Here is a 20,142-nt window from a genome sequence, read left to right on the forward strand (position 1 = left end):
GAATGGACGGCCGCAAAGTGTAAGCGGTTGGGAGACCATCTTTTTACGGCCGTCGATCAACTCGCTTAGCTTCGCGCAATCTTGCGCATGTATCTGCGTTCTGCGCCGCGATGGTGCGGAGCGGGGCGCGGGAGAGAAATATGAAGGCGAGAACCCAGGTTGTGATTTCGATGGTGGCGGTCGCGGTCATTCTTGCCGGATGTGTCACCTATGCCGACAAGCCGGTTCTCTATCCCGTCGGCAGCCCGGTCAATCCGCCATTCGTTGCCCACGTCATGTGCATCGGCGAAGCCAATGCGATGTATGGCGAAGCGATGCAGCAATATAAACTGCGTGCACAGCTGACTGGCGATTATGACAGCACCGAGGCGGAAGCGCTCTCACGCGGTGCTGCGCGCAGGCAGTACGACGCCTGCGCCTCGTCCGAAGGCTATCGCGCGGTCTACGATCAATAGCGCAGTCTGAAACGCTCTCTTTGACGGTAGGGGAACTGCTTACTGGCCTGTGTGGCAGCATGCCTGCGGCCGTCGATAAATCTGGCCCGTATGTGTTGCACTAAGTGCAAAAATGCAATAGATATAAAAGTGCAATAATTGAAAGATAGAATCCCATTCCATTGGGATGAATGACCTGTACGCGCTGCGCGGGCTGATGGCGTCTTGCAATTGTCTGGAGGCGATGCCTGGCAGGTAATGACGTTGCATTTCAAAAGTGGGCCAATCAACATGACCGCAGACATTGCATGCTCGGATTTCCTGCATTTCTTCCGTTCGTGGATCAGCAATCCACTTCGCGTCGCTGCAATCGCTCCCTCCGGGGTTTCGCTCGCCAAGCTGATGACGAAGGAAATCGCGGCGCTTGACGGGCCGATCATTGAACTGGGCCCTGGTACGGGTGTTTTCACGCGGGCGCTGCTTGCGCGCGGCCTCAAAGAGGCGGATTTGACGTTGATCGAATATGGCCCCGAATTCATCGATGGCCTCAAGGCCCGCTTTCCGTCCGCCCGTGTCCTGCAGATGGATGCGGGGCATTTGGCACACGCCGGAATCTTCCAAGGCGAGCCAGTCGGGGCGGTGGTCAGCGGCTTGCCGCTGCTTTCGATGTCGCCGCGCAAGATCACCGCCATTCTCGCCGGCGCCTTCACCTACATGCGGCCTGGGGGCGCGTTTTACCAATTCACCTACGGCCCACGCTGCCCTGTGCCGCGGCCGATCCTCGACCGGATGGGGCTCAAGGCAACGCATATCGGCGGCACGATGCGGAACCTGCCGCCTGCCGCAGTCTACAGAATTTCGCGCCGCAAGCCGCTTGAGCTCTCGCGGGAGCGCTTCAAATATCGTAGCAGGGAAGCGGAGATGGAAACGGCCGCAGGAGAGACTGGCGGCTGATGCAATCGGACGCAAATGGCTGAAATGAAACAGACCAGCACCGCTGAAGGGCGCCGCGAGCGCAAGCGGCGCCAGACGCGCGAGCGCATTGAGCAGGCGGCAATGACGCTGTTTCTCGAACGCGGCTTTGATGCAACGACGATCGAGGACATCACGGATTCCGCCGACGTGTCGAAGCGCAGCTTTTTCGATTATTTCCCCTCCAAGGAAGAGGTCGTCTTCGCCTGGCAGGATTCCTTTGCCGACCGTCTGATGGCTGCCATCGCCGCAAGGCCAAAGAACGAGTCGCCCCTGAAGGTCGTTGAAGAAGCAATCGTGGAAACCGTCGCCGCTTCCGCCGATGAACGCGGGCTCGCCCTTGGTGAACTCATCCGTCGCACGCCCGTGCTGAAAGCGCGCGATCAGATGAAATATGCAAAACTTGAGCAGAAGCTGACCGAAGCATTGGTCGCAAGAGGCGGCGAAGGGAAGGAAGTGCGGGCGCGCATGCGGCTTCTCTCTGCGATTGTCATCGGTGCATTGCGTGTCGGCGGCGAGCGCTGGCAGGAACGTCCGCCAGAAGGCCCCCTCGAGGCCTTTGCGAGGGAGCTTTTTGCGGATCTTTGGAAGATGCTGGCGGATTTTGGCGACCAAGCGAAAAGTCGGCGGTAGGCAATCGCACTTTTCCGGAATGTTTTTTTGACCGGCTGATCAAAATTGCTGGAAAATGAGGCGCCTTCGCAAGATTGCGCGCCGAGCCATGCATAAAATGCATTGCTGCGTTGCGGTAATAACCCTATTCTCGATCAAATCAATCGGGTATTTATAGCTTCGTAAGCAGCGCACTCCTCCTCCCAGCGCTCTTACGCAGACTGGTAACACTCCTCCTCCCAGTTGCCAGTCAGGATCAAGAGCCCGGTGCACCTCCTCCCGCGCCGGGCTCTTTTCTATTTCAGCCCTGAAATCAGTCTGCCCATCTGTTGCGAGGCTAACGGCTGTGTGCCTTATTTGACTCCCCTTGCGCCCACGGCTTATTTGAGCAGCAGCAGCCGTAGAGCGTTCAGCCAGGCGTCGATGTTGGAGTAGGGGATGTTTGACGGATCGGGGGCCATGCGGAAGATGCTTGCGAGCCTGACGCTTGCTACCTTCCTGTTATCGGCCTGCGGCGGACGGCACATCGGCGTGATGACGCCGGTAGGATCCGTGCAGCCGGACACGTCGAAAGTCGATCTTCTCGTCGCAACCACGCGCGCACAGGACAAGGATCCCGCCGTCCTCTTTTCCGGCGAGCGCGGCACCGGCCTGATGGTCAATGCGGTCAACGTTTCGATACCGCCGGATGCCAATCGCAAGATCGGTCAGGTGCAATGGCCGAAGCGCCTGCCGGCAAATCCGCTTCGCGATTTCGTTACCGTGTCCGTCGATCCGCTGGAAGGAGAGCAGGCGGGCGAGGTCTGGCTGAAGAGCCACATGCCGAAGAGCCGCCGCGTGCTGGTCTTCGTCCATGGCTTCAACAATCTCTACGAGGATTCCGTTTACCGCTTCGCGCAGATCGTTCACGATTCGCATGCGGACGTGGCGCCGGTCGTCTTCACCTGGCCGTCGCGCGGAAGCATCTTCGACTATAACTACGACAAGGAAAGCACGAATTATTCCCGCGATGCGCTGGAAGAGCTGCTGCGCCGCACGGCCCAGAACCCGGCAGTCAGCGATATCACCATCATGGCGCATTCCATGGGCACTTGGCTGACCGTCGAGGCGCTGCGCCAGATGTCGATCCGGGACGGGCACGTTGCAAGCAAGATCAACAACGTCATCCTTGCCTCACCCGATCTCGACGTTGATGTTTTCGGGCGGCAATTCGTAAGCCTCGGCGAGGAGAGACCGCACTTTACCATCTTCGTTTCGCGCGACGACCGCGCGCTGGCGCTTTCGCGCCGCATTTCCGGCAATGTCGACCGCCTCGGCCAGATCGATCCTTCGGCAGAGCCCTATCGCAGCAAGCTTGAGGCGGCGGGCATCACCGTCCTCGATCTCACCAAGCTCAAGGGCGGCGACAGGCTGAACCACGGCAAATTCGCCGAAAGCCCGGAAGTCGTGAAGCTGATCGGCGACCGGCTGATCGCCGGCCAGACGATCACCGATTCGCAGGTCGGTCTTGGCGAAGCGGTTGGTGCGGTCGCGATCGGTGCCGCGCAGACGGTCGGCAGCGCGGCCAGCGTTGCCGTCAGCACCCCGATCGCGATCTTCGATCCGCGCACCCGCCGCAACTATGATGCCCAGTTGAAGCGCTTCGGCCAGTCGGTGGAAAATACCGCGGGCTCGGTCGGCGATACGGTCGGTGCCGGTTTGCCGACACAATAAAATTCCTCATAGGCATTCATCTCATTCTGATATATCACAACGCAAAAGTCGTGCCGGTAAAGCCTTGCCTTGATGGATGATGATATGACGAATGAGAGGAAGCAGACCGTCGCCGTTGTCGGCGCAGGCGTAATCGGCGCATCGATCGCCTTCGAAATGCAGCATCGCGGTTTTCAGGTGACGCTGATCGACAAGGGCGAGCCGGGCCGTGGCACGTCCTACGGGAATATGGCGAGCATCGCGCTCGATTTCACCGCCGGTTCTGGTCCGGCGACCTGGAAGAAAATTCCCCGCTGGCTGATGGATCCCGAGGGGCCGGTCTGGCTGCGTCCGTCTTACGCACCGAAAATGCTTCCATGGTTCCTGCGTTTCATCGCTGCCGGCCGGCCGTCCCGTCTGCGCGGGATCGAAGATGCAGGCATGAACCTGACCCGCCGGGCGCTAGGCGATTTCCGGACCATGCTTTCTGCAATCGGCGCACCCGAACTCATGACGGAGGAGGGCTGCCTCGCCATCTATGAGACGGAAGCTGAATTCGCCGCCGACCGCGGCCATATCGAGTTAATGCAGCGCTATGGCTTCGATTTCGAGATCTTGAACAGCGGCGCGATCCGCCACTACGAGCCGGAACTTTCGCCCTCGATCGCCAAGGCCGTGCTTTTGCCGGACAACAAATCGATCCGTGATCCCTACCAATTGGTGGTCAAGCTTGCGGACGCCGCTCAGGCGGCGGGCGCGCGCTTCGTTTCAGGTGTCGTGCGCAATATCGAACGCAAACCGGCGGGCGATGCTGTCGTGCTGCTCGAGGACGGCGGCCGCATCGAGGTCAACTCCGTGGTACTGGCAGCCGGTGTGCACACGCGCGAGCTTGCCGCAAAGCTTGGCGAGCCGATCCCGCTGGAGACCGAGCGTGGCTATCACACGCAGATCATGAAGCCCGGCATCTCGATGCGGTATTCGATCATCTGGCCGCATCGGGCTTTCATGGTGACGCCGACGGCCGGCGGCATTCGCGTCGGCGGCAACGTCGAACTGGCGGGTCTTGACGCGCCGCCGGATTTCCGCCGCCCGCGATTGCTCGTGCGCCATGCGCAGCGTGCGCTGCCCGGTTTGAAGATCGAAGAGGCAACCGAATGGATGGGCCATCGCCCGGCGCTGCCGGATACGATCCCGATCATCTCGCCATCATCGAAGATACCGGGGGTCTGGTATGCAACCGGCCACGGCCATCTCGGCCTGACGCTTTCGGCGACGACAGCGCAGCTGATCGCCGATATGGTGATGGGGGGCAAACCCACGGTCGACATGACCCCCTTCCGCATAACCCGATATTAGGAGGAACCGATGTCCGATAGCATGAAGCCCGTAGCGCTGATCACCGGTGGCGGTCGCGGCATGGGCGAGGCGATTGCCCGCGAACTGGCCGCGCAGGGCTATCGTCTGGCGCTGATGTCGCCCTCCGAAACCTGCGAGAAGTTGGCCTTCGAGCTTGGCGGCGTTGCCTCGCGTGGCGTGGCGGAAAAGGCCGAAGACATCCAGGCGATTTTTGACCTGACGATGAAGACCTATGGCCGCATCGACGCTGTCGTGAACCACACCGGTCATCCGCCGAAGGGCGATCTCCTGGATATCACTGATGAGATGTGGACCCTCGGTTCCGACATGATGATCCTGTCGCTGGTGCGCATGGCCCGCCTCGTGACGCCCGTCATGCTCAAGCAGGGCAAGGGCGCTTTCGTAAACATCACGACCTTCGCCGCCTATGAACCGTCACTGATCTTCCCCGTTTCCTGCACCTATCGCGCGGCGGCAGGCGCCTTCACCAAGCTTTATTCGGATCGCTATGCTGCGGATAATATCCGCATGAACTGCATCCTGCCCGGTTATATCGACAGCCTTAACCACAAGCCGGAAACCGCTGACAAGATCCCGATGAAGCGGATCGGCCATATGGAAGAAATCGCAAAGACCGCAGCTTTCCTGCTTTCCGACGGCGCGGGCTACATCACGGGTCAGAATATCCGCGTCGATGGCGGCGTCACGCGTCACGTTTGATAGGAGTATAAAATGAGGTGGAAGCGTACCATCCAGCTTCTGGACGTTCACTGCGAAGGCGAAATCGGCAAGGTCGCGATTGGCGGTCTGCCGAAAATCCCCGGCGAGACCGTTGCCGCGCAGCTTCACTGGTTGAATACCGACCCCAAGGGCACCGAGCTTCGCCGTTTCCTCTGCCTCGAGCCGCGCGGCGCGCCGATCGGGTCCGTCAATCTGCTCTTGCCCGCCAAGCATCCCGATGCCGATGCAGCCTTCGTCATTCTGCAGCCGGATCAGGCGCATGCGAGTTCGGGCTCGAATTCGATTTGCGTCACCACCGCGCTGCTCGAATCCGGCATCGTAGAAATGAAGGAACCTGAAACGACCGTTACCCTGGAGACTGCGGCCGGTCTGGTAAAGGCGCTGGCAACCTGCCGCGATGGCCGCTGCGAGAAGGTGCAGCTCACCATGGTTCCGGCTTTCGTCCATCAACTGGACGTCGAGATCCAGACGCCGCATTGGGGCAAGGTCAAAGCGGACATCTGCTATGGCGGCGTCTTCTATGCACTGATCGATGTCCGCCAGATCAACCTGACGATTGAGAAGACGAATGCCGCAGGCCTCGTTCAGGCAGGAATGATCCTCAAGGAGATCATCAATCGCGACATCCCGGTCGTGCATCCCGAAATTCCCGCCATCTCCGGTGTTGCCTATGTGATGTTCCGCGATACCGAGCCGGATGGCGCGGTGCGCACCTGCACGACCATGTGGCCCGGCCGTGCCGACCGCTCGCCCTGCGGCACCGGCAGCTCGGCGAACCTGACTGCGCTCCATGCGCGCGGCATGGCCAAGGTCGGCGATATCTTCAGGTCACGCTCGATCATCGGCTCGGAATTCGAGGTTGGCTTGCAAGCGGTCACCGAAGTCGCAGGCCGCCCGGCCATCATCCCGACGATCACCGGCCGCGGTTTCACTTTCGGCCTGTCTCAGGTGGCGCTCGACCCCTTCGATCCGCATCCGGATGGCTTCGCGCTGACGGATGTCTGGGGGCCGCAGGCGGGGGAGATTTAAGCGTTAATAGTCGAAAGGCTCGACCTCGGTCTTGGCGCCTTCGCCGGCAGCCTTCGGGTAGATGACGCCTTTGCGCAGGATGATATTGGCGTAGAGACGCGGCTCGCTTGTCTGAATGACGGCGTGGGCGGCGCGAACGCGGCTATAGAAATCCTGGCCGACGAGCGGCGTCACCTGGCGATGCGGCTCGTGTTTGGCGCAGCAGTCGATCATTTCCTCGTGCACGGGATCGAGCTTGTCGCGCTCTGCCTTGACGGTCGAGCGGAAGATCGCTTCCGGCACGAAATCGTCGATCGGCAGCACGCTCAGAACCGCGTCGAGCACCGGTACGACGCCGTGGCCGTCGAGACGGATCAGGCGCCGCCCATGCTCGACACCCGGATAATTGCCGTCGACGATGGCGATCTCGTCGCCGTGGCCCATCTCGCGCAGCGTCGAAAGCAGTTGCGGACTTAAGAGCGGATCAAGTCCCTTCAGCATTTTCGATCTCCTTGAAAAGCACATTCTGGTCGGTCAGATAGCGCGCAAAAATCGGCAGGCTCGCGCCACCGATCGCGCGCGCTTGCGCCCCCACCACACCCTCGATGATCTCTGGCATCACAACACCCTGGAGGTCGAGTTTCGCGGCCTCGCGGATCGTTGCGCTTACGATACGCTTGCGCACCCAGCCGGGGAAGCCGCCGTCGATGACGGCTGCGCTGAAATCGATGATCGAGGCAGCGGCAACGATCGCCTGCGCCAAGGCTTTCGCGGTGTCCTGGATCCAGGTCTCCATCGGCGCGCCGAAATCCACCCAGTCGTCGGCGGAATACCAGAGCGGCTGAGGGTCGATGCCTTTCTCGCGCAGCATGTTTTCGAGCACGAAGATCGAGGCAATATCGAGAAGCTGGCGGTTCTCGCCGTTCTTGCCGCGCACCGGAAGCGGGCCGATCGCGCCGGCAGTGCCGGTTCGGCCGGAGAAGATCGCCGAATTGAGGACGATGCCGCCGCCGATGAACGAGCCTATGAAAAGATAGACGAAATCCGGGTAGGATGGGCCGACGCCGAAGACGAGCTCAGCGCCGCAGGCGCTGGTCGCATCGTTTTGCAGATAGACCGGATGTGAAACGCGCGCGGCAACTTCGGCCTGCAGGTCGAACCCGCGCCAGACTTCCATCGCGCCCTCCGGCGCGCCGACCTCGTCTGCCCAGTTCCAAAGCTCGAAGGGCGCGGCAATGCCGATGCCTGCGATCCGGCTCCGTTGCCTCTCGTCGAGCCTGCTTTCAAGCTCCCGGATGCCGGAAATGATGAAAGCGAGAATTTCGTCGGGTTGGGGATAGGCATATGTCCGGTGCAACTGCATGCGGATGCGCCCGACGAAATCCATCAAAACCAGATCGGCGCTGCGCCGGCCCATCTTTACGCCGAAGGAATAGACGGCGTCGGGATTGAGGTGCATCGGGATCGACGGCTGTCCGACGCGGCCGCGAACAGGTTCGCCTCTTGAAAGCACCCCCTCCCTCTCCAGTTCCCTCATGATGACGGAAACGGTTTGAGCAGAAAGGCCGCTGCGGCGTGCGATGTCGGCCTTCGAAAGCGAGCCGTAGAGGCGCACCAGCGAAAGGACCAACCGCTCGTTATAAGCGCGCACCCTGACCTGGTTCGCGCCTCCCGCCGGATTGAGAATAGGTGGTGTGCCCGGCGCGTGCGTCGGACCGTCCAAGGACGACATTGGGCCACTCCTCCCGTTCATTGGCCTATGCCTGATTTGTGATCAACATGCCACATGGAATTAATAATTCAATTGGATTTATTTATTGACAAGCGAATTTCTTTTCGTTCTTAATTGCGATCGTCAACAGTGTGGGACGGCTTTGGAGGAGGCCTTTGACTGAATCTGCGGTGTCGTCCCGTATCTCAAATTCCGGTTCTGCCATGCGGGCGTTCCGGCTAATCTCTGGGAGGAGTTCATGAAGAAATCAGTTCTGGCTTTCGGCGCGCTTGCACTCGGCGTTGCTTTTTCCGCTCCGGCCATGGCCGCGGATGTTTCCGCCTGCCTGATCACCAAGACGGACACCAATCCGTTCTTCGTCAAGATGAAGGAAGGCGCGACGGCCAAGGCGAAGGAACTCGGCGTTACGCTGAAGTCCTACGCCGGTAAGATCGACGGCGACAGCGAAAGCCAGGTTGCTGCTATCGAAAGCTGCATTGCCGATGGCGCGAAGGGCATTCTGATCACTGCATCGGATACCAAGGGCATCGTTTCTTCGGTCAAGAAAGCGCGCGACGCTGGCCTGCTGGTCATCGCGCTCGACACGCCGCTCGATCCGGCCGATGCCGCTGACGCGACCTTTGCGACCGACAACCTGCTCGCCGGCAAGCTGATTGGCCAGTGGGCCAAGGAAACGCTTGGCGACAAGGCCAAGGACGCCAAGGTCGGCTTCCTCGATCTGACGCCGTCGCAGCCGACCGTCGACGTTCTGCGCGACCAGGGCTTCATGATGGGCTTCGGCATCGACCCCAAGGACCCGAACAAGATCGGCGATGAAGACGATCCGCGCATCGTCGGTCATGATGTGACCAACGGCAACGAAGAAGGCGGCCGCAAGGCCATGGAAAACCTTCTCCAGAAGGATCCGAGCATTAACGTGATCCACACGATCAACGAACCGGCCGCTGTTGGTGCCTATCAGGCGCTGAAGGCTGTCGGAATGGAGAGCAATGTGCTGATCGTGTCGGTTGACGGTGGTTGCCCGGGCGTCCAGTCGGTCAAGGATGGCGTCATCGGCGCCACCTCGCAGCAGTACCCGCTGATGATGGCGGCTCTCGGCGTCGAGGCGATCAAGAAGTTCGCCGATAGCGGTGAAAAGCCGAAGCCGACCGAGGGCAAGTCCTTCTTCGATACCGGCGTTTCGCTCGTCACCGACAAGCCGGTTTCCGGCGTCGAGTCGATCGATACCAAGGTCGGCACCGACAAGTGCTGGGGCTGAGCCTGGCTACCTAGCCACAACAACGGCCGGGGCTCGATCCTCGGCCGTTTTCGACAGACGACAAGCTCTTGCCTCAAGAACCGGCGTGCGAAGACCGGAGCGATATGGGCAATAGCTTCCGCGCGCGGTTCGGCGCGAAAGCGGAGGAGAAAAAATGACCGGATCACAGGAATTCGAACGGGTTCTTGACGGCAGTGACAAGAATGTTGCGTCGTTCGAACACCAGGACATCTCATTTCTGAAGCGTGCGCAGCACTTCCTGCACTCGACGCCGGCAGCGGTGCCGCTGATCGTGCTGGTGCTGGCGATCATCATTTTCGGCATGGCGATTGGTGGGCGGTTCTTCTCGTCCTACACGCTCACGCTCATTCTGCAGCAGATCGCCATCGTCGGCATCCTCGGCGCGGCCCAGACGCTGGTCATCCTGACCGCCGGCATCGATCTTTCGATCGGCGTCATCATGGTCATTTCCGCCGTCATCATGGGCAACTGTGCCATCACCTACGGAATTCCAACGCCGATTGCCGTCATCCTCGGCATGCTGGTCGGCGGCCTATGCGGCTTGCTCAACGGTTTTCTCGTCGCCTACATGAAGCTGCCGCCGTTCATCGTGACGCTCGGCACGTGGAATATCGTTATGGCGACGAATTTCATCTACTCGGCGAACGAGACGATCCGCGATGCGGACGTGGATGCGCAGGCGCCGCTGCTGCATTTCTTCGCGCTCAGTTTCAAGGTCGGCAATGCGGTCTTGACGCTCGGCGTCATCGCCATGGTGCTGCTGGTGCTCGGGCTCTGGTATGTTCTCAACCACACGGCCTGGGGTAGGCACGTCTATGCGGTCGGCGACGATCCGGAGGCGGCAAAGCTCTCCGGCATCCAAACCAAGAGCGTGCTGCTCACGGTCTATGCAATCTCGGGCGTCATCGCAGCCTTTGCAGCCTGGGTATCGATCGGCCGCAACGGCTCCATCTCGCCGTCTTCAGCGGTCACCGATTATAACCTGCAGGCGATCACCGCGACCGTGATCGGCGGTATCTCGCTCTTTGGCGGCCGCGGTTCCATCCTCGGCACCCTGTTTGGCGCGATGATCGTCGGCGTCGTGTCCATGGGCCTCAACATGCTCGGGGCCGACCCCCAGTGGAAAGTCCTGCTGACCGGCGTGCTCATCATCGCCGCTGTCGCAATCGACCAGTGGATCAGAAAGGTTTCGGTGTAATCATGGCTGTTGAACCCATCCTTACCGCCCGCGGCCTCGTGAAGCGCTACGGGCGCGTCACCGCGCTCGACAACGCAGACTTCGACCTCTATCCCGGCGAAATCCTCGCCGTCATCGGCGACAACGGCGCCGGCAAGTCGTCGCTCATCAAGGCGATTTCCGGTGCAGTTACTCCCGACGAGGGCGAGATCACGCTGGAGGGCAAGCCGGTCCACTTCAGGTCGCCGATGGAGGCGCGTGAGGCGGGCATCGAGACCGTCTATCAGAACCTTGCGCTTTCCCCCGCCTTGTCGATTGCCGACAACATGTTTCTTGGCCGTGAGATCAGGAGGCCGGGCGTGCTCGGCAGTTGGTTCCGCATGCTCGATCGGCCGGCGATGGAAAAACGCGCCCGAACGAAGCTCTCGGAACTGGGCCTGATGACGATCCAGAACATCAATCAGGCGGTCGAAACGCTTTCCGGCGGCCAGCGCCAGGGTGTGGCGGTTGCGCGCGCGGCCGCTTTCGGCTCCAAGGTTGTCATCATGGATGAGCCGACAGCCGCACTCGGAGTGAAGGAAAGCCGTCGCGTGCTGGAACTGATCCTCGACGTGCGTTCCCGCGGCTTGCCGATCGTGCTCATTTCGCACAACATGCCGCATGTCTTCGAAGTCGCGGACCGTATCCACATCCACCGGCTCGGCCGCCGCCTGACGGTCATCAATCCGAAGGAATATACCATGTCCGACGCCGTGGCATTCATGACCGGCGCCAAGACGGTCCCCACGGATCCGGTTCCCGCATGAGCGTAACCATCGAGGAAATCGCCGGCGAGGTGGCCACCCGCGCCGGCGACACCAAGCGCTTCCTGATCGCCATCGCCGGTCCGCCGGGCGCCGGCAAGTCGACCATGGCGGATAATCTCGCCGATGCGCTGAGAGCGCGGGGAGAAACCGCGGAAGTGCTGCCGATGGACGGCTTTCACATGGACAACGCAGTTCTGAGCGAGCGCGGTCTGCTCGCCCGCAAGGGCGTCCCGGAAAGCTTCGACGTCCGCGGTTTTCTGGACATCATTCGCGCCGTGCGTCTAGCCGACCAGGAAGTGCTGATCCCGGTCTTCGACCGGTTCCGCGAGATCGCCATCGCATCGGCCCGCGTCGTCTCGCCGGAGCATCGCTTCATCATCGTCGAGGGCAACTACCTTCTGCTCAGCCAGGGCAAGTGGGCGGAGCTTGAGGGTATCTTCGACTACTCCATCATGCTTGCGCCGCCGATCGAGGTGCTGGAGGAGCGGCTCTTAGCCCGCTGGCGCGGCTACAAGCTGACGGAAGAGCAGGCGAGTGCCAAGGTCTATGGCAATGACCTGCCGAATGGCAGGCTCATCCTGGAAAACCGCCGCCGCGCCGATGTAACGCTCGAGATCGCCTGACAATTGAAGCGGCAAAATGTTTGCCATGAGCCGTGCCGGGGTGATAATGCGCGGGGCAGAGCCTTGAAGGCCGCCCTACCGGAGTTATAGCGCATGCAGTCCATCACCATCCGCCGCCCCGACGACTGGCACCTTCATCTGCGCGACGGCGCGATGCTTGAAGGCGTGATCGGCGATACCAGCCGCAACTTCGCCCGTGCCATCATCATGCCAAATCTCGTGCCGCCGGTCGTGACGACGGCGGATGCGAAAGCCTATCTCGAGCGGATCATGAAGGCATTGCCGAGCGGCGATCGCTTCGAGCCGTTGATGACGCTCTATCTGACGGAGGATACGAGCGCCGACGATGTCGAGGAAGGCAAGAAAAGCGGCCTGATCACGGCGGTGAAACTTTATCCGGCGGGTGCGACTACCAATTCCCATAGCGGCGTGCGCGACATGGAAAAGGCCATGCCGGTGCTGGAGCGCATGGCGAAGATCGGTCTGCCGCTTTGCGTGCATGGTGAAGTTACGACGCCTGAGGTCGATATCTTCGACCGTGAGGCGGTATTCATCGAAACGGTGCTCGATCGCCTGCGCAAGCGCCTGCCGGAGCTGAAAGTCACGATGGAGCACGTAACGACGGCAGACGGCATCGACTACATCAAGTCGTCGAAAGCCAATCTCGCAGGCTCCATTACGACACACCACCTGATCATCAACCGCAATGCAATCCTGGTCGGCGGCGTCCGGCCGCATTATTACTGCCTGCCGGTCGCCAAGCGCGAAACCCACCGCCTGGCGCTGCGTGCAGCCGCTGTGAGCGGCGACAAGCGCTTCTTCCTCGGCACCGATTCGGCCCCACATATCGATCCGCTGAAGGAGTGCGCCTGTGGCTGCGCTGGCATCTATTCCTCGATCAATACGATGAGTTGCCTAGCCCATGTCTTCGAGCAGGAGGGCGCGCTCGACAAGCTCGAAGCCTTCGTCTCGCTGAACGGCCCGGCCTGGTACGGCCTTCGGCCGAACGAAGAGCGCGTCACGCTGGTGAAGCGTGAAGTGCCCGTGTCGTTTCCGACGAAGATCGAAACCGGTGCCGGAACGGTGACGGTGTTCGATCCCATGTTCCCGCTGCACTGGGACGTCGAACGCTCTTGATCGGCTCGTTCCGCTCTATTGCCAGGTCTCACGCGGCAGCATGCTGCTGCATCTGAGCGAGCATTCCGGCGACGCTAACCCCGGCGCCAGAGCCTTTGTGCCGATGAACGGTGTTCGCGCCTTCCAGGGGGAACTCGTCGGCAAGAATTATCGTTACATGAAGCCGGGCGTCGAAGAGGCGCCGTGGGGGCTAGAGATGCAGGTCGTCGACCCGTTCAACAACCACATCACCTTCTGCGAAAGATGCTGAAAGGCGGGCAGGAGGAGCAACGTCCTCCCGCTTCCATCAAAGAATCATCAGGGCGCGGACGAAGGCAGCTGCGGAAAGCAGGGACGCGATCGTGCGGACGTGATTCCACCAGGTCCAATCTTTCAGATAGGTATTCCAGACGCTGACGGCTTGCGCGCCATTACCGCTGACCTTTGCCAGCGCATCATTCATCGGCACGTTGAAGACGATAGTTGAGATAAAGGATGCGACGACATAGAGCCCGGCACCAGCCAGCATCCAAATGCCTGCGCTTCCCCGCCAGTCGATGACGGCCAGGACGGCGATCAGGACGGATAGGATGGCGGTCGGAATGAAGACGAGCATGAACGGCGAGCGCACGATCGTCACGTTGATCGAATTCACTGCCGCGATGCCTTGCTCAGGCGGAATGCGGGAAAAGGCGGTCATGATGAAGGTCGAGAAGGCAAAGAAGATACCGGCGACAAGGCCGCTGCCGATTGCAGCGGTGACAAGCGCGAAGGTGAGGATCATTCCCATGGTCATGTCTCCCATATGCCGGTCACCGCTGTCTCGCGGGCATATTGGCTGAAGTTTTTCGGCGGCCGGCCGAGGATTTCCGCAACACCGTTCATGACGCGCGAATTGCGGCCGTCGAGAACCTTGCCGAAAAGCTCCTCGAGAAGATCGATCGTTCCTGCCGACAGGTCGGCCGAAGAGAGTCCGGCCTTGAAATCTTCCATGGAAACCTGACGGTAGCGGATCGTCCGGCCGGTCGCCGTCGCGATCTCCGATACCGCTTCGCGGAAGGTAAGCGCACCTGGCCCGGTCAATTCGTAGGTTTTGCCGAGGTGGCGCTGGTCGGTCAGCGCGGCAACGGCCGCATCGGCAATGTCATCGGCATCGGTGAAGGGCTCCTTGACCTCACCCGCGGGCAGGACGAGCTCTCCCGCGGTGATCGAATCTTTAAACGCGCCTTCGCTGAAGTTCTGGCAGAACCAGGATGCTCGCAGGATGGTGTAGCCGATGCCGGCGGCTTTGAGCATCTCTTCGCTGCGCTCGGCACCATCTTCACCGCGACCGGAGAGCAGGACGATATGCCGTAAGCCGCAATCAACGGCCGTCCGAGCGAATTCGCCGATCGCGTCCGCAGCCCAGGCCACGGCAAGATCAGGCTGAAAGGTCACGTATGCGCTGGTGGCACCCTCAAGTGCCGCGGGCCAGGTTGCTCTATTTTCCCAATCAAAGGGGCGTGTGCTGGAGCGCGAAGCGAAGCGCGACTCGATACCGCGCTCTTTGAGCCGGGAAGCGACGCGCCCGCCTGTTTTTCCCGCGCCGCCGACAAGGATGATTTCGGAATTCTGCATTTGACTGCTCCTCCCACAAAACAAGAGAAAATCTCGTATTTGCATAATGAGATAAACTCTCTTATTTTATCCGTCAATAGAAAAATGGAGTGCCGAATGCCGGAACAGACCGTGGTTAGGCGTAAAAGAGGATTGCAATCGGCAGGTCAACTTCGACGCATCCCGCGCCAGCAGCGGGGTCGGGAACGCTTCGAGAAGATCTTGTCGGTGGCAATGGAACTGATCGAAAAGAATGGCAGCGACGCCCTGAAGATGAGCGAAATCGTTGAAAAGGCCGAGCTTTCCTTCGGCGCTCTTTACCAGTATTTCCCGGACAAGAGCTCCATCATCCGGACGCTTGCCGAACGCTTCAACGAGCAGGGCAGGCACTGCGTAGACGAAGAGCTGGCCAAGGTAACAAGCACCGAAACGCTGCAGCAGGCGCTCTGCAACATCGTTGATCAGTATTGCGATTTCTTCCGCAGAGAACCGGTCATGCGCGACATCTGGCATGCGACCCAGGCCGACAAGCTGCTGCAGCAGGTCGATGCCGAGGACATGGAATTCCACTCGCAAAGACTGTTCAAGGTCTTGGAAAAACTGTGGCCGGAGCGCGAAGGAGGCGAATTGCTGGCGATTGCGCGGCTGACGATGCATTTGCTTGCAGCGGCCGTGCGCTATTCGATCTCAGTCAGCGAGGAGGAGGGGCGGACTGCGATCGCGCTCTACAAGAGAATGCTGCCGACCGATATCGGCGGGCTTCTCGACAACCCGTCGTGCTAGACGGGCATAAGGCTGCGGAGCACAAAATAGGCGATGCCTCCCATGGCAACCGCGACTGCTGACGCCAAAGCCAAGGCGACGCCATACTCCCGCGTACCGGCGGTGAAGGCCAGCACCGCCTTTGTTATGACATTGACGGCGACCGCAATCAGGATGACGTCGGCGGCGGTTTTGACATTGATCGCCGTGCCCATAAGGCGCGCCGTCGAAAGTGTGATGGCGTCCACATCGACCAGCCCGGAGATCGCGGCCACGGCGTAAAGTGCCGACGCGCCGATATAGTCGATTGCCATCTTCGATATCAGGCTGATCAACCCAAGCAGCGCGGCGAAAGAGAAGACCATGCGAAGTTCGAACGGGTTCTTCAGCTCAATTTCCGGCACCTCTCTCGCGGAGCCGGAACGCCAAACCCAGAAGACGCCCGCAATCATGAAGCCGATGATCGCCGGGATCAGGCCGGCTGCAAGCGGAGCGAGCAAGTCGAGCGAGAAGGCGCTGCCGATGACAAGAACACGGGCAAAGGACAAGGCTCCAGCAACGGCCGCCCCGGCCGCCAGATGTGTCGAACCCTGAGGCGCTTGCTTGGAATAACGTGCGAAGGAGAGCGTCAGCGCAGTGGAAGAAACCAGTCCCCCGGCAGCCCCTGCCAGCAGGATGCCACGAGTCGTGCCAGTCAGCTTGATTGCGAGATAGCCGGCAAAGGAAAGTGCTGCGATGGTAATGGTCAGCACCCAGAGGGAAAAAGGGTTGAGCGCGCCCCAAGGGTCGAGCGGCCTGTCCGGAAGCAGCGGTAGGGCAACCACGGTCATGGCAAGCAGCACCAGCGCAGAGCGAAGCTCCGGCCAGGTCATACCTCTCAGAAAGCCATGCAGGCTGTGGCGCGCGGCAAGAATTATCGTCATCACGACGCCGCTTGCAGCCGCAGTCACGATGTCACCGACAGCGGCGAGAACGCCAAGCCCGAAAACCGCCAGCGCAGCCACGACCGAGGTTATGCTGTAATCTTCGTCTTCCTGGGTCTCCAGCCAATTCCCCGTTATATAGACGAGGCCAAGCAGTGCCGCGATCGTTGCCGGCAGGAAGGGACCGATCACCGAATGCAGCGTCCCGGCTATTCCGCCGAGAAAACCAGTGAGGGCGAATGTGCGGATACCTGCTGTCCTGCCGCCCGCCCGGACGTCGCGCTCCTGCCAGCCCCGCTCGACGCCGACAAGCAGGCCAATCGCAAGCGCCACGCCGAGACGCTGAAAGATTTCGAGATGTTCCATGGTCTTACGATATTCCTGTCATGTCATCGTACAATCAGAAATGTTTGAAGGAGTTGACGCATTCGTTGCTATTCTTAACGCCGGAACCTTCGCAGTTCTGGAATCTTTTCGCGCTTGCTGCTATTGCCCCATGGATTTAAGCGAAGGAGAGAGCGATGATCCACACGACATTTCCCGACCGCGCCGTCATGGCCGAACTGGTGGCGAAGATGCTCTGGGAGATCAGGGCGGTCCATTTCAACGCCGCCCAGCCCTACAAGCTCTCCTCCGGCATGGCGAGCCCGGTCTATATCGATTGCCGCAAGCTGCTCTCTTTCCCGCGAATCCGTTCCACGGTGATGGACTTCGCCGCAGGCGTCGTCCTTCGTGACGCCGGTTTCGAGCAGTTCGATTGCATTGCCGGCGGCGAGACGGCGGGGATTCCCTTCGCCGCGTTGCTTGCCGATCGTCTCGGCCTGCCGATGATCTATGTGCGCAAACAGCCGAAGGGTCACGGCCGCAATGCGCAGATCGAAGGCAATATGCCGGAAGGTTCGCGCGTGCTTGTCATCGAGGATCTGACGACGGCGGGCGGCAGCATGTTCAAGTTCATCGATGCCGTCCGCGCGGCTGGCGGCATCGTTGATCACGGTATTGCACTCTTCTACTACGGCATCTTTGACGAAGGCGCGCTGCGCTTTGCTGACGGGAAGGTGAAGCTACATTACATCGCTACCTGGCGTGACGTTCTGGCTGTTGCGAAAGCGCAGGAGCTTTTCGACGAGAAGACGCTCAGCGAAGTGGAAGCCTTCCTCGACGCGCCGCTCGCCTGGTCGGGCCGCAACGGCGGCGTTTCGTCGCTTTAAGGACAGATAGGCAAAGTGTGGCTTTGCTTTTGCCACGAAATTATCTAATCGATTTGAAGACCGAATTTCACCGATACGTTGGGAGGCCGGAATGATTTTGTGCTGTGGCGAAGCGTTGATCGACATGCTGCCGCGGGAGACAACGCTCGGCGAGAAGAGCTTCGCGCCCTATGCCGGCGGAGCGATCTTCAACACGGCGATTGCGCTCGGCAGGCTTGGCGTTCCGACGTCCTTCTTTACCGGCATCGCCGATGACATGATGGGCGATATCCTGCGCGAGACGCTGGTCGCCAGCAATGTCGATTTCAGCCTTTGCGCCATATCGCCCCGCCCGTCGACGCTCGCATTCGTTAAGCTGGTGAACGGACAGGCGACTTATGCCTTCTACGATGAAGGCACGGCCGGCCGCATGATCACCAAAGACGACCTGCCGGTCCTCGGCGACGATTGTGAGGCGCTACATTTCGGCGCGATCAGCCTGATTCCGAGTCCCTGCGGCGAGACGTACGAGACGCTACTCGATCGAGAGGCCGGAAAGCGCGTCATCTCGCTCGATCCGAACATCCGCCCCGGCTTCATCAAGAACAAGGAAGCCCACATGGCGCGCATCAAGCGCATGGCGGCGAAATCCGATATCGTCAAGTTTTCCGACGAGGATCTCGAATGGTTTGGCCTTGAAGCCAGCCACGACGATCTGGCGGCCCACTGGCTGAAGCATGGCGCCAAGCTCGTCGTCATCACCAAGGGCGCTGAAGGCGCGTCGGGCTACACCAAGGATCGCAAGGTCGTTGTGCCGAGCCAGCGCGTCACCGTGGTCGACACGGTTGGTGCGGGCGATACATTCGATGCGGGCATCCTCGCTTCGCTGAAGATGGACAATCTTCTGACCAAGGCGCAGGTTGCCTCCCTCGACGAAAAGGCGCTGCACAACGCCCTGTCGCTTGGGGCAAAGGCCGCGGCCGTCACCGTTTCGCGCGCCGGCGCCAATCCGCCCTGGTCGCACGAAATCGGCCTTTGAGCTACGCAAGCCGATCAAGAAAGCCGAGGACTTCGCGATTGAAGTGCTCGGGCCGCTGCAGTGGCGCGAAGTGGCCGACATCGGGCAGCAGGATGAGCTCCGCATCAGGGATGTTGCGCGCGAGATAGTCGGCATGCTCGGGCTTGATGAATTCGTCGCGCTCACCCAGCACGACCGCGACTGGCACCTTGATCCGCGCGAGATCGCTCGCTGTGTAGTTGGGCTCGGTCGCCATCATCCTGCTGACGTCCTGAACAAAGGCATCGAACTGATCGGGTGTTGCCGATAGTGCCTGATAGTCCTTCCTGTGCCGGCTGAAGCAGCGATCGATGACCGGTGTCGCGACAAACTCTTTCGTGCCGCTCGGATCCATATTGCACGCGAAGAAGAAGACGCCGGAGACGCGGTCCGGATGCTGATCGGCAAGGATGAGTGCCGTGCAGGCGCCATCACTCCAGCCGACGAGCGCTGCTTTGGCGAGCTCTAGATGATCCATGATTTCCAGAACGTCCGTTGCCATCAACTCGTACTCATACGGCTGGCTATCGCGCGTGCTGCGGCCATGCCCCCGGCTGTCGATGACCACAACCTGCCGGCCGGACTCGATCAATGCCGGCACTTGGTAGCCCCAATTGCCGCTGTTACCAAGCCCGCCATGCAGCAGGATCACCGCAGGACCGTTCCCGTAAGTCGCGTACCAGATACTGGCGCCGTCATGCTCGACGACACCTGCGGATGCCGCCGTCGGCAGCGGTGGCGCGCCCTCTGCCTCAAAAATCTTGAGCTCGTCGTCCATCACACTCATCCGGCTCTCCCTTCCTGATACAAACGATCAGATGTGGCGCGTTTCGACAGCTTCAAATGAAAATCACAGATCCCTTCCGAGATCTTGAAGCACGATCCGATAGCGTCGGGATCGTCGAACGTCAGACCGATATGGTCCCAGGGAGAATTGGTAGGAGGTGAAATAAGACACCATCAGATCGTCTTAGGCTTCGAAAGTCGCACCATGCCTAAACGGGATGCCAGGCTCAGGGAGACCCGTCGTGTACCGGCAGCCGCGACAAGGGCGAGCCGAGGAGCA

Annotated in this window: 21 protein-coding genes and 1 pseudogene; 16 read left to right on the forward strand and 6 right to left on the reverse strand. The window is 60.5% G+C overall.

All coding sequences use genetic code 11. The annotated features are described in order from the left end of the window. Positions 1-140 precede the first annotated feature (140 nt). From ISN39_RS00465 to ISN39_RS00495, 7 genes are all read left to right on the forward strand, one after another. Positions 141-455, forward strand: coding sequence for a hypothetical protein (locus ISN39_RS00465; RefSeq protein ID WP_194728804.1), 315 nt, complete (start codon positions 141-143; stop codon positions 453-455). 270 nt (positions 456-725) lie between these two features. After that, on the forward strand, positions 726-1,388 hold the full coding sequence (locus tag ISN39_RS00470; protein ID WP_194728805.1) for a methyltransferase domain-containing protein: 663 nt from the start codon (positions 726-728) through the stop codon (positions 1,386-1,388). 15 nt (positions 1,389-1,403) lie between these two features. Continuing rightward, complete coding sequence (locus ISN39_RS00475; protein ID WP_194728806.1) at positions 1,404-2,039, forward strand: TetR family transcriptional regulator; 636 nt, start codon at positions 1,404-1,406, stop codon at positions 2,037-2,039. A gap of 417 nt (positions 2,040-2,456) precedes the next feature. Next, entirely contained in the window at positions 2,457-3,731 is a 1,275-nt protein-coding gene (locus ISN39_RS00480; protein ID WP_194728807.1) for an alpha/beta hydrolase, read from the forward strand. A gap of 84 nt (positions 3,732-3,815) precedes the next feature. After that, complete coding sequence (locus ISN39_RS00485; RefSeq protein ID WP_194728808.1) at positions 3,816-5,066, forward strand: FAD-dependent oxidoreductase; 1,251 nt, start codon at positions 3,816-3,818, stop codon at positions 5,064-5,066. A 9-nt stretch (positions 5,067-5,075) separates the two neighbouring features. Continuing rightward, positions 5,076-5,786: an SDR family oxidoreductase gene (locus tag ISN39_RS00490; protein WP_194728809.1), complete on the forward strand. Its 711-nt coding sequence runs from the start codon at positions 5,076-5,078 to the stop codon at positions 5,784-5,786. Between the two features lie 12 nt (positions 5,787-5,798). Next, positions 5,799-6,836 (forward strand): proline racemase family protein, encoded by a 1,038-nt coding sequence (locus ISN39_RS00495; RefSeq protein WP_194728810.1) that lies wholly within the window; start codon positions 5,799-5,801, stop codon positions 6,834-6,836. Positions 6,837-6,839: 3 nt separating this feature from the next. Here the strand turns inward: ISN39_RS00495 and ISN39_RS00500 are convergent, their stop codons facing one another. Continuing rightward, complete coding sequence (locus ISN39_RS00500; RefSeq protein ID WP_194728811.1) at positions 6,840-7,316, reverse strand: RbsD/FucU domain-containing protein; 477 nt, start codon at positions 7,314-7,316, stop codon at positions 6,840-6,842. Then, positions 7,300-8,547 carry an ROK family transcriptional regulator gene (locus ISN39_RS00505; RefSeq protein ID WP_194728812.1) on the reverse strand — a complete coding sequence of 416 codons (1,248 nt, stop codon included), beginning with the start codon at positions 8,545-8,547 and terminating at the stop codon, positions 7,300-7,302. The genes ISN39_RS00500 and ISN39_RS00505 overlap by 17 nt, the downstream gene beginning before the upstream one ends. A 238-nt stretch (positions 8,548-8,785) precedes the next feature. Here ISN39_RS00505 and ISN39_RS00510 point away from each other — a divergent pair, with 238 nt between their 5' ends. From ISN39_RS00510 to ISN39_RS00535, 6 genes and pseudogenes are all read left to right on the forward strand, one after another. After that, positions 8,786-9,805: a sugar ABC transporter substrate-binding protein gene (locus tag ISN39_RS00510; RefSeq protein ID WP_022713541.1), complete on the forward strand. Its 1,020-nt coding sequence runs from the start codon at positions 8,786-8,788 to the stop codon at positions 9,803-9,805. Between the two features lie 154 nt (positions 9,806-9,959). Next, positions 9,960-11,024 carry an ABC transporter permease gene (locus tag ISN39_RS00515; protein ID WP_074066504.1) on the forward strand — a complete coding sequence of 355 codons (1,065 nt, stop codon included), beginning with the start codon at positions 9,960-9,962 and terminating at the stop codon, positions 11,022-11,024. Between the two features lie 2 nt (positions 11,025-11,026). Then, positions 11,027-11,809 (forward strand): ATP-binding cassette domain-containing protein, encoded by a 783-nt coding sequence (locus tag ISN39_RS00520; RefSeq protein WP_074066505.1) that lies wholly within the window; start codon positions 11,027-11,029, stop codon positions 11,807-11,809. Continuing rightward, on the forward strand, positions 11,806-12,432 hold the full coding sequence (locus tag ISN39_RS00525) for a nucleoside triphosphate hydrolase (RefSeq protein WP_194728813.1): 627 nt from the start codon (positions 11,806-11,808) through the stop codon (positions 12,430-12,432). The genes ISN39_RS00520 and ISN39_RS00525 overlap by 4 nt, the downstream gene beginning before the upstream one ends. A 93-nt stretch (positions 12,433-12,525) precedes the next feature. Next, positions 12,526-13,569: a dihydroorotase gene (gene pyrC, locus ISN39_RS00530; RefSeq protein ID WP_194728814.1), complete on the forward strand. Its 1,044-nt coding sequence runs from the start codon at positions 12,526-12,528 to the stop codon at positions 13,567-13,569. 10 nt (positions 13,570-13,579) lie between these two features. Beyond that, positions 13,580-13,819, forward strand: a pseudogene (locus ISN39_RS00535) (glyoxalase superfamily protein); the annotation flags it as partial. Between the two features lie 36 nt (positions 13,820-13,855). Here the strand turns inward: ISN39_RS00535 and ISN39_RS00540 are convergent. Together ISN39_RS00540 and ISN39_RS00545 are read right to left on the reverse strand one after the other, a co-directional pair. Further along, positions 13,856-14,338 carry an anthrone oxygenase family protein gene (locus ISN39_RS00540; RefSeq protein ID WP_194728815.1) on the reverse strand — a complete coding sequence of 161 codons (483 nt, stop codon included), beginning with the start codon at positions 14,336-14,338 and terminating at the stop codon, positions 13,856-13,858. A gap of 2 nt (positions 14,339-14,340) precedes the next feature. Then, complete coding sequence (locus ISN39_RS00545) at positions 14,341-15,165, reverse strand: NmrA family NAD(P)-binding protein (protein WP_194728816.1); 825 nt, start codon at positions 15,163-15,165, stop codon at positions 14,341-14,343. Positions 15,166-15,261: 96 nt separating this feature from the next. Between ISN39_RS00545 and ISN39_RS00550 the strand changes: the two genes are divergently transcribed. Continuing rightward, on the forward strand, positions 15,262-15,927 hold the full coding sequence (locus ISN39_RS00550) for a TetR family transcriptional regulator (RefSeq protein ID WP_194728817.1): 666 nt from the start codon (positions 15,262-15,264) through the stop codon (positions 15,925-15,927). On the opposite strand, the gene ISN39_RS00555 is transcribed toward ISN39_RS00550, so the two are convergent. Continuing rightward, positions 15,924-17,195, reverse strand: a complete 1,272-nt coding sequence (locus ISN39_RS00555) for an MgtC/SapB family protein (protein WP_194728818.1) — start codon at positions 17,193-17,195, stop codon at positions 15,924-15,926. The two genes, ISN39_RS00550 and ISN39_RS00555, sit on opposite strands and share 4 nt — an antisense overlap. Positions 17,196-17,350: 155 nt before the next feature. Here ISN39_RS00555 and ISN39_RS00560 point away from each other — a divergent pair, with 155 nt between their 5' ends. Together ISN39_RS00560 and ISN39_RS00565 are read left to right on the forward strand one after the other, a co-directional pair. Then, positions 17,351-18,040 (forward strand): orotate phosphoribosyltransferase, encoded by a 690-nt coding sequence (locus ISN39_RS00560; RefSeq protein WP_074066511.1) that lies wholly within the window; start codon positions 17,351-17,353, stop codon positions 18,038-18,040. A gap of 91 nt (positions 18,041-18,131) precedes the next feature. Further along, positions 18,132-19,058, forward strand: coding sequence for a carbohydrate kinase (locus tag ISN39_RS00565; RefSeq protein WP_194728819.1), 927 nt, complete (start codon positions 18,132-18,134; stop codon positions 19,056-19,058). Between the two features lies 1 nt (position 19,059). Here ISN39_RS00565 and ISN39_RS00570 read toward each other — a convergent pair whose 3' ends face one another. Then, complete coding sequence (locus tag ISN39_RS00570; RefSeq protein WP_194728820.1) at positions 19,060-19,863, reverse strand: alpha/beta hydrolase; 804 nt, start codon at positions 19,861-19,863, stop codon at positions 19,060-19,062. Positions 19,864-20,142 lie beyond the last annotated feature (279 nt).

Source organism: Rhizobium sp. 007 (assembly GCF_015353075.1).
GTDB lineage: Bacteria > Pseudomonadota > Alphaproteobacteria > Rhizobiales > Rhizobiaceae > Rhizobium.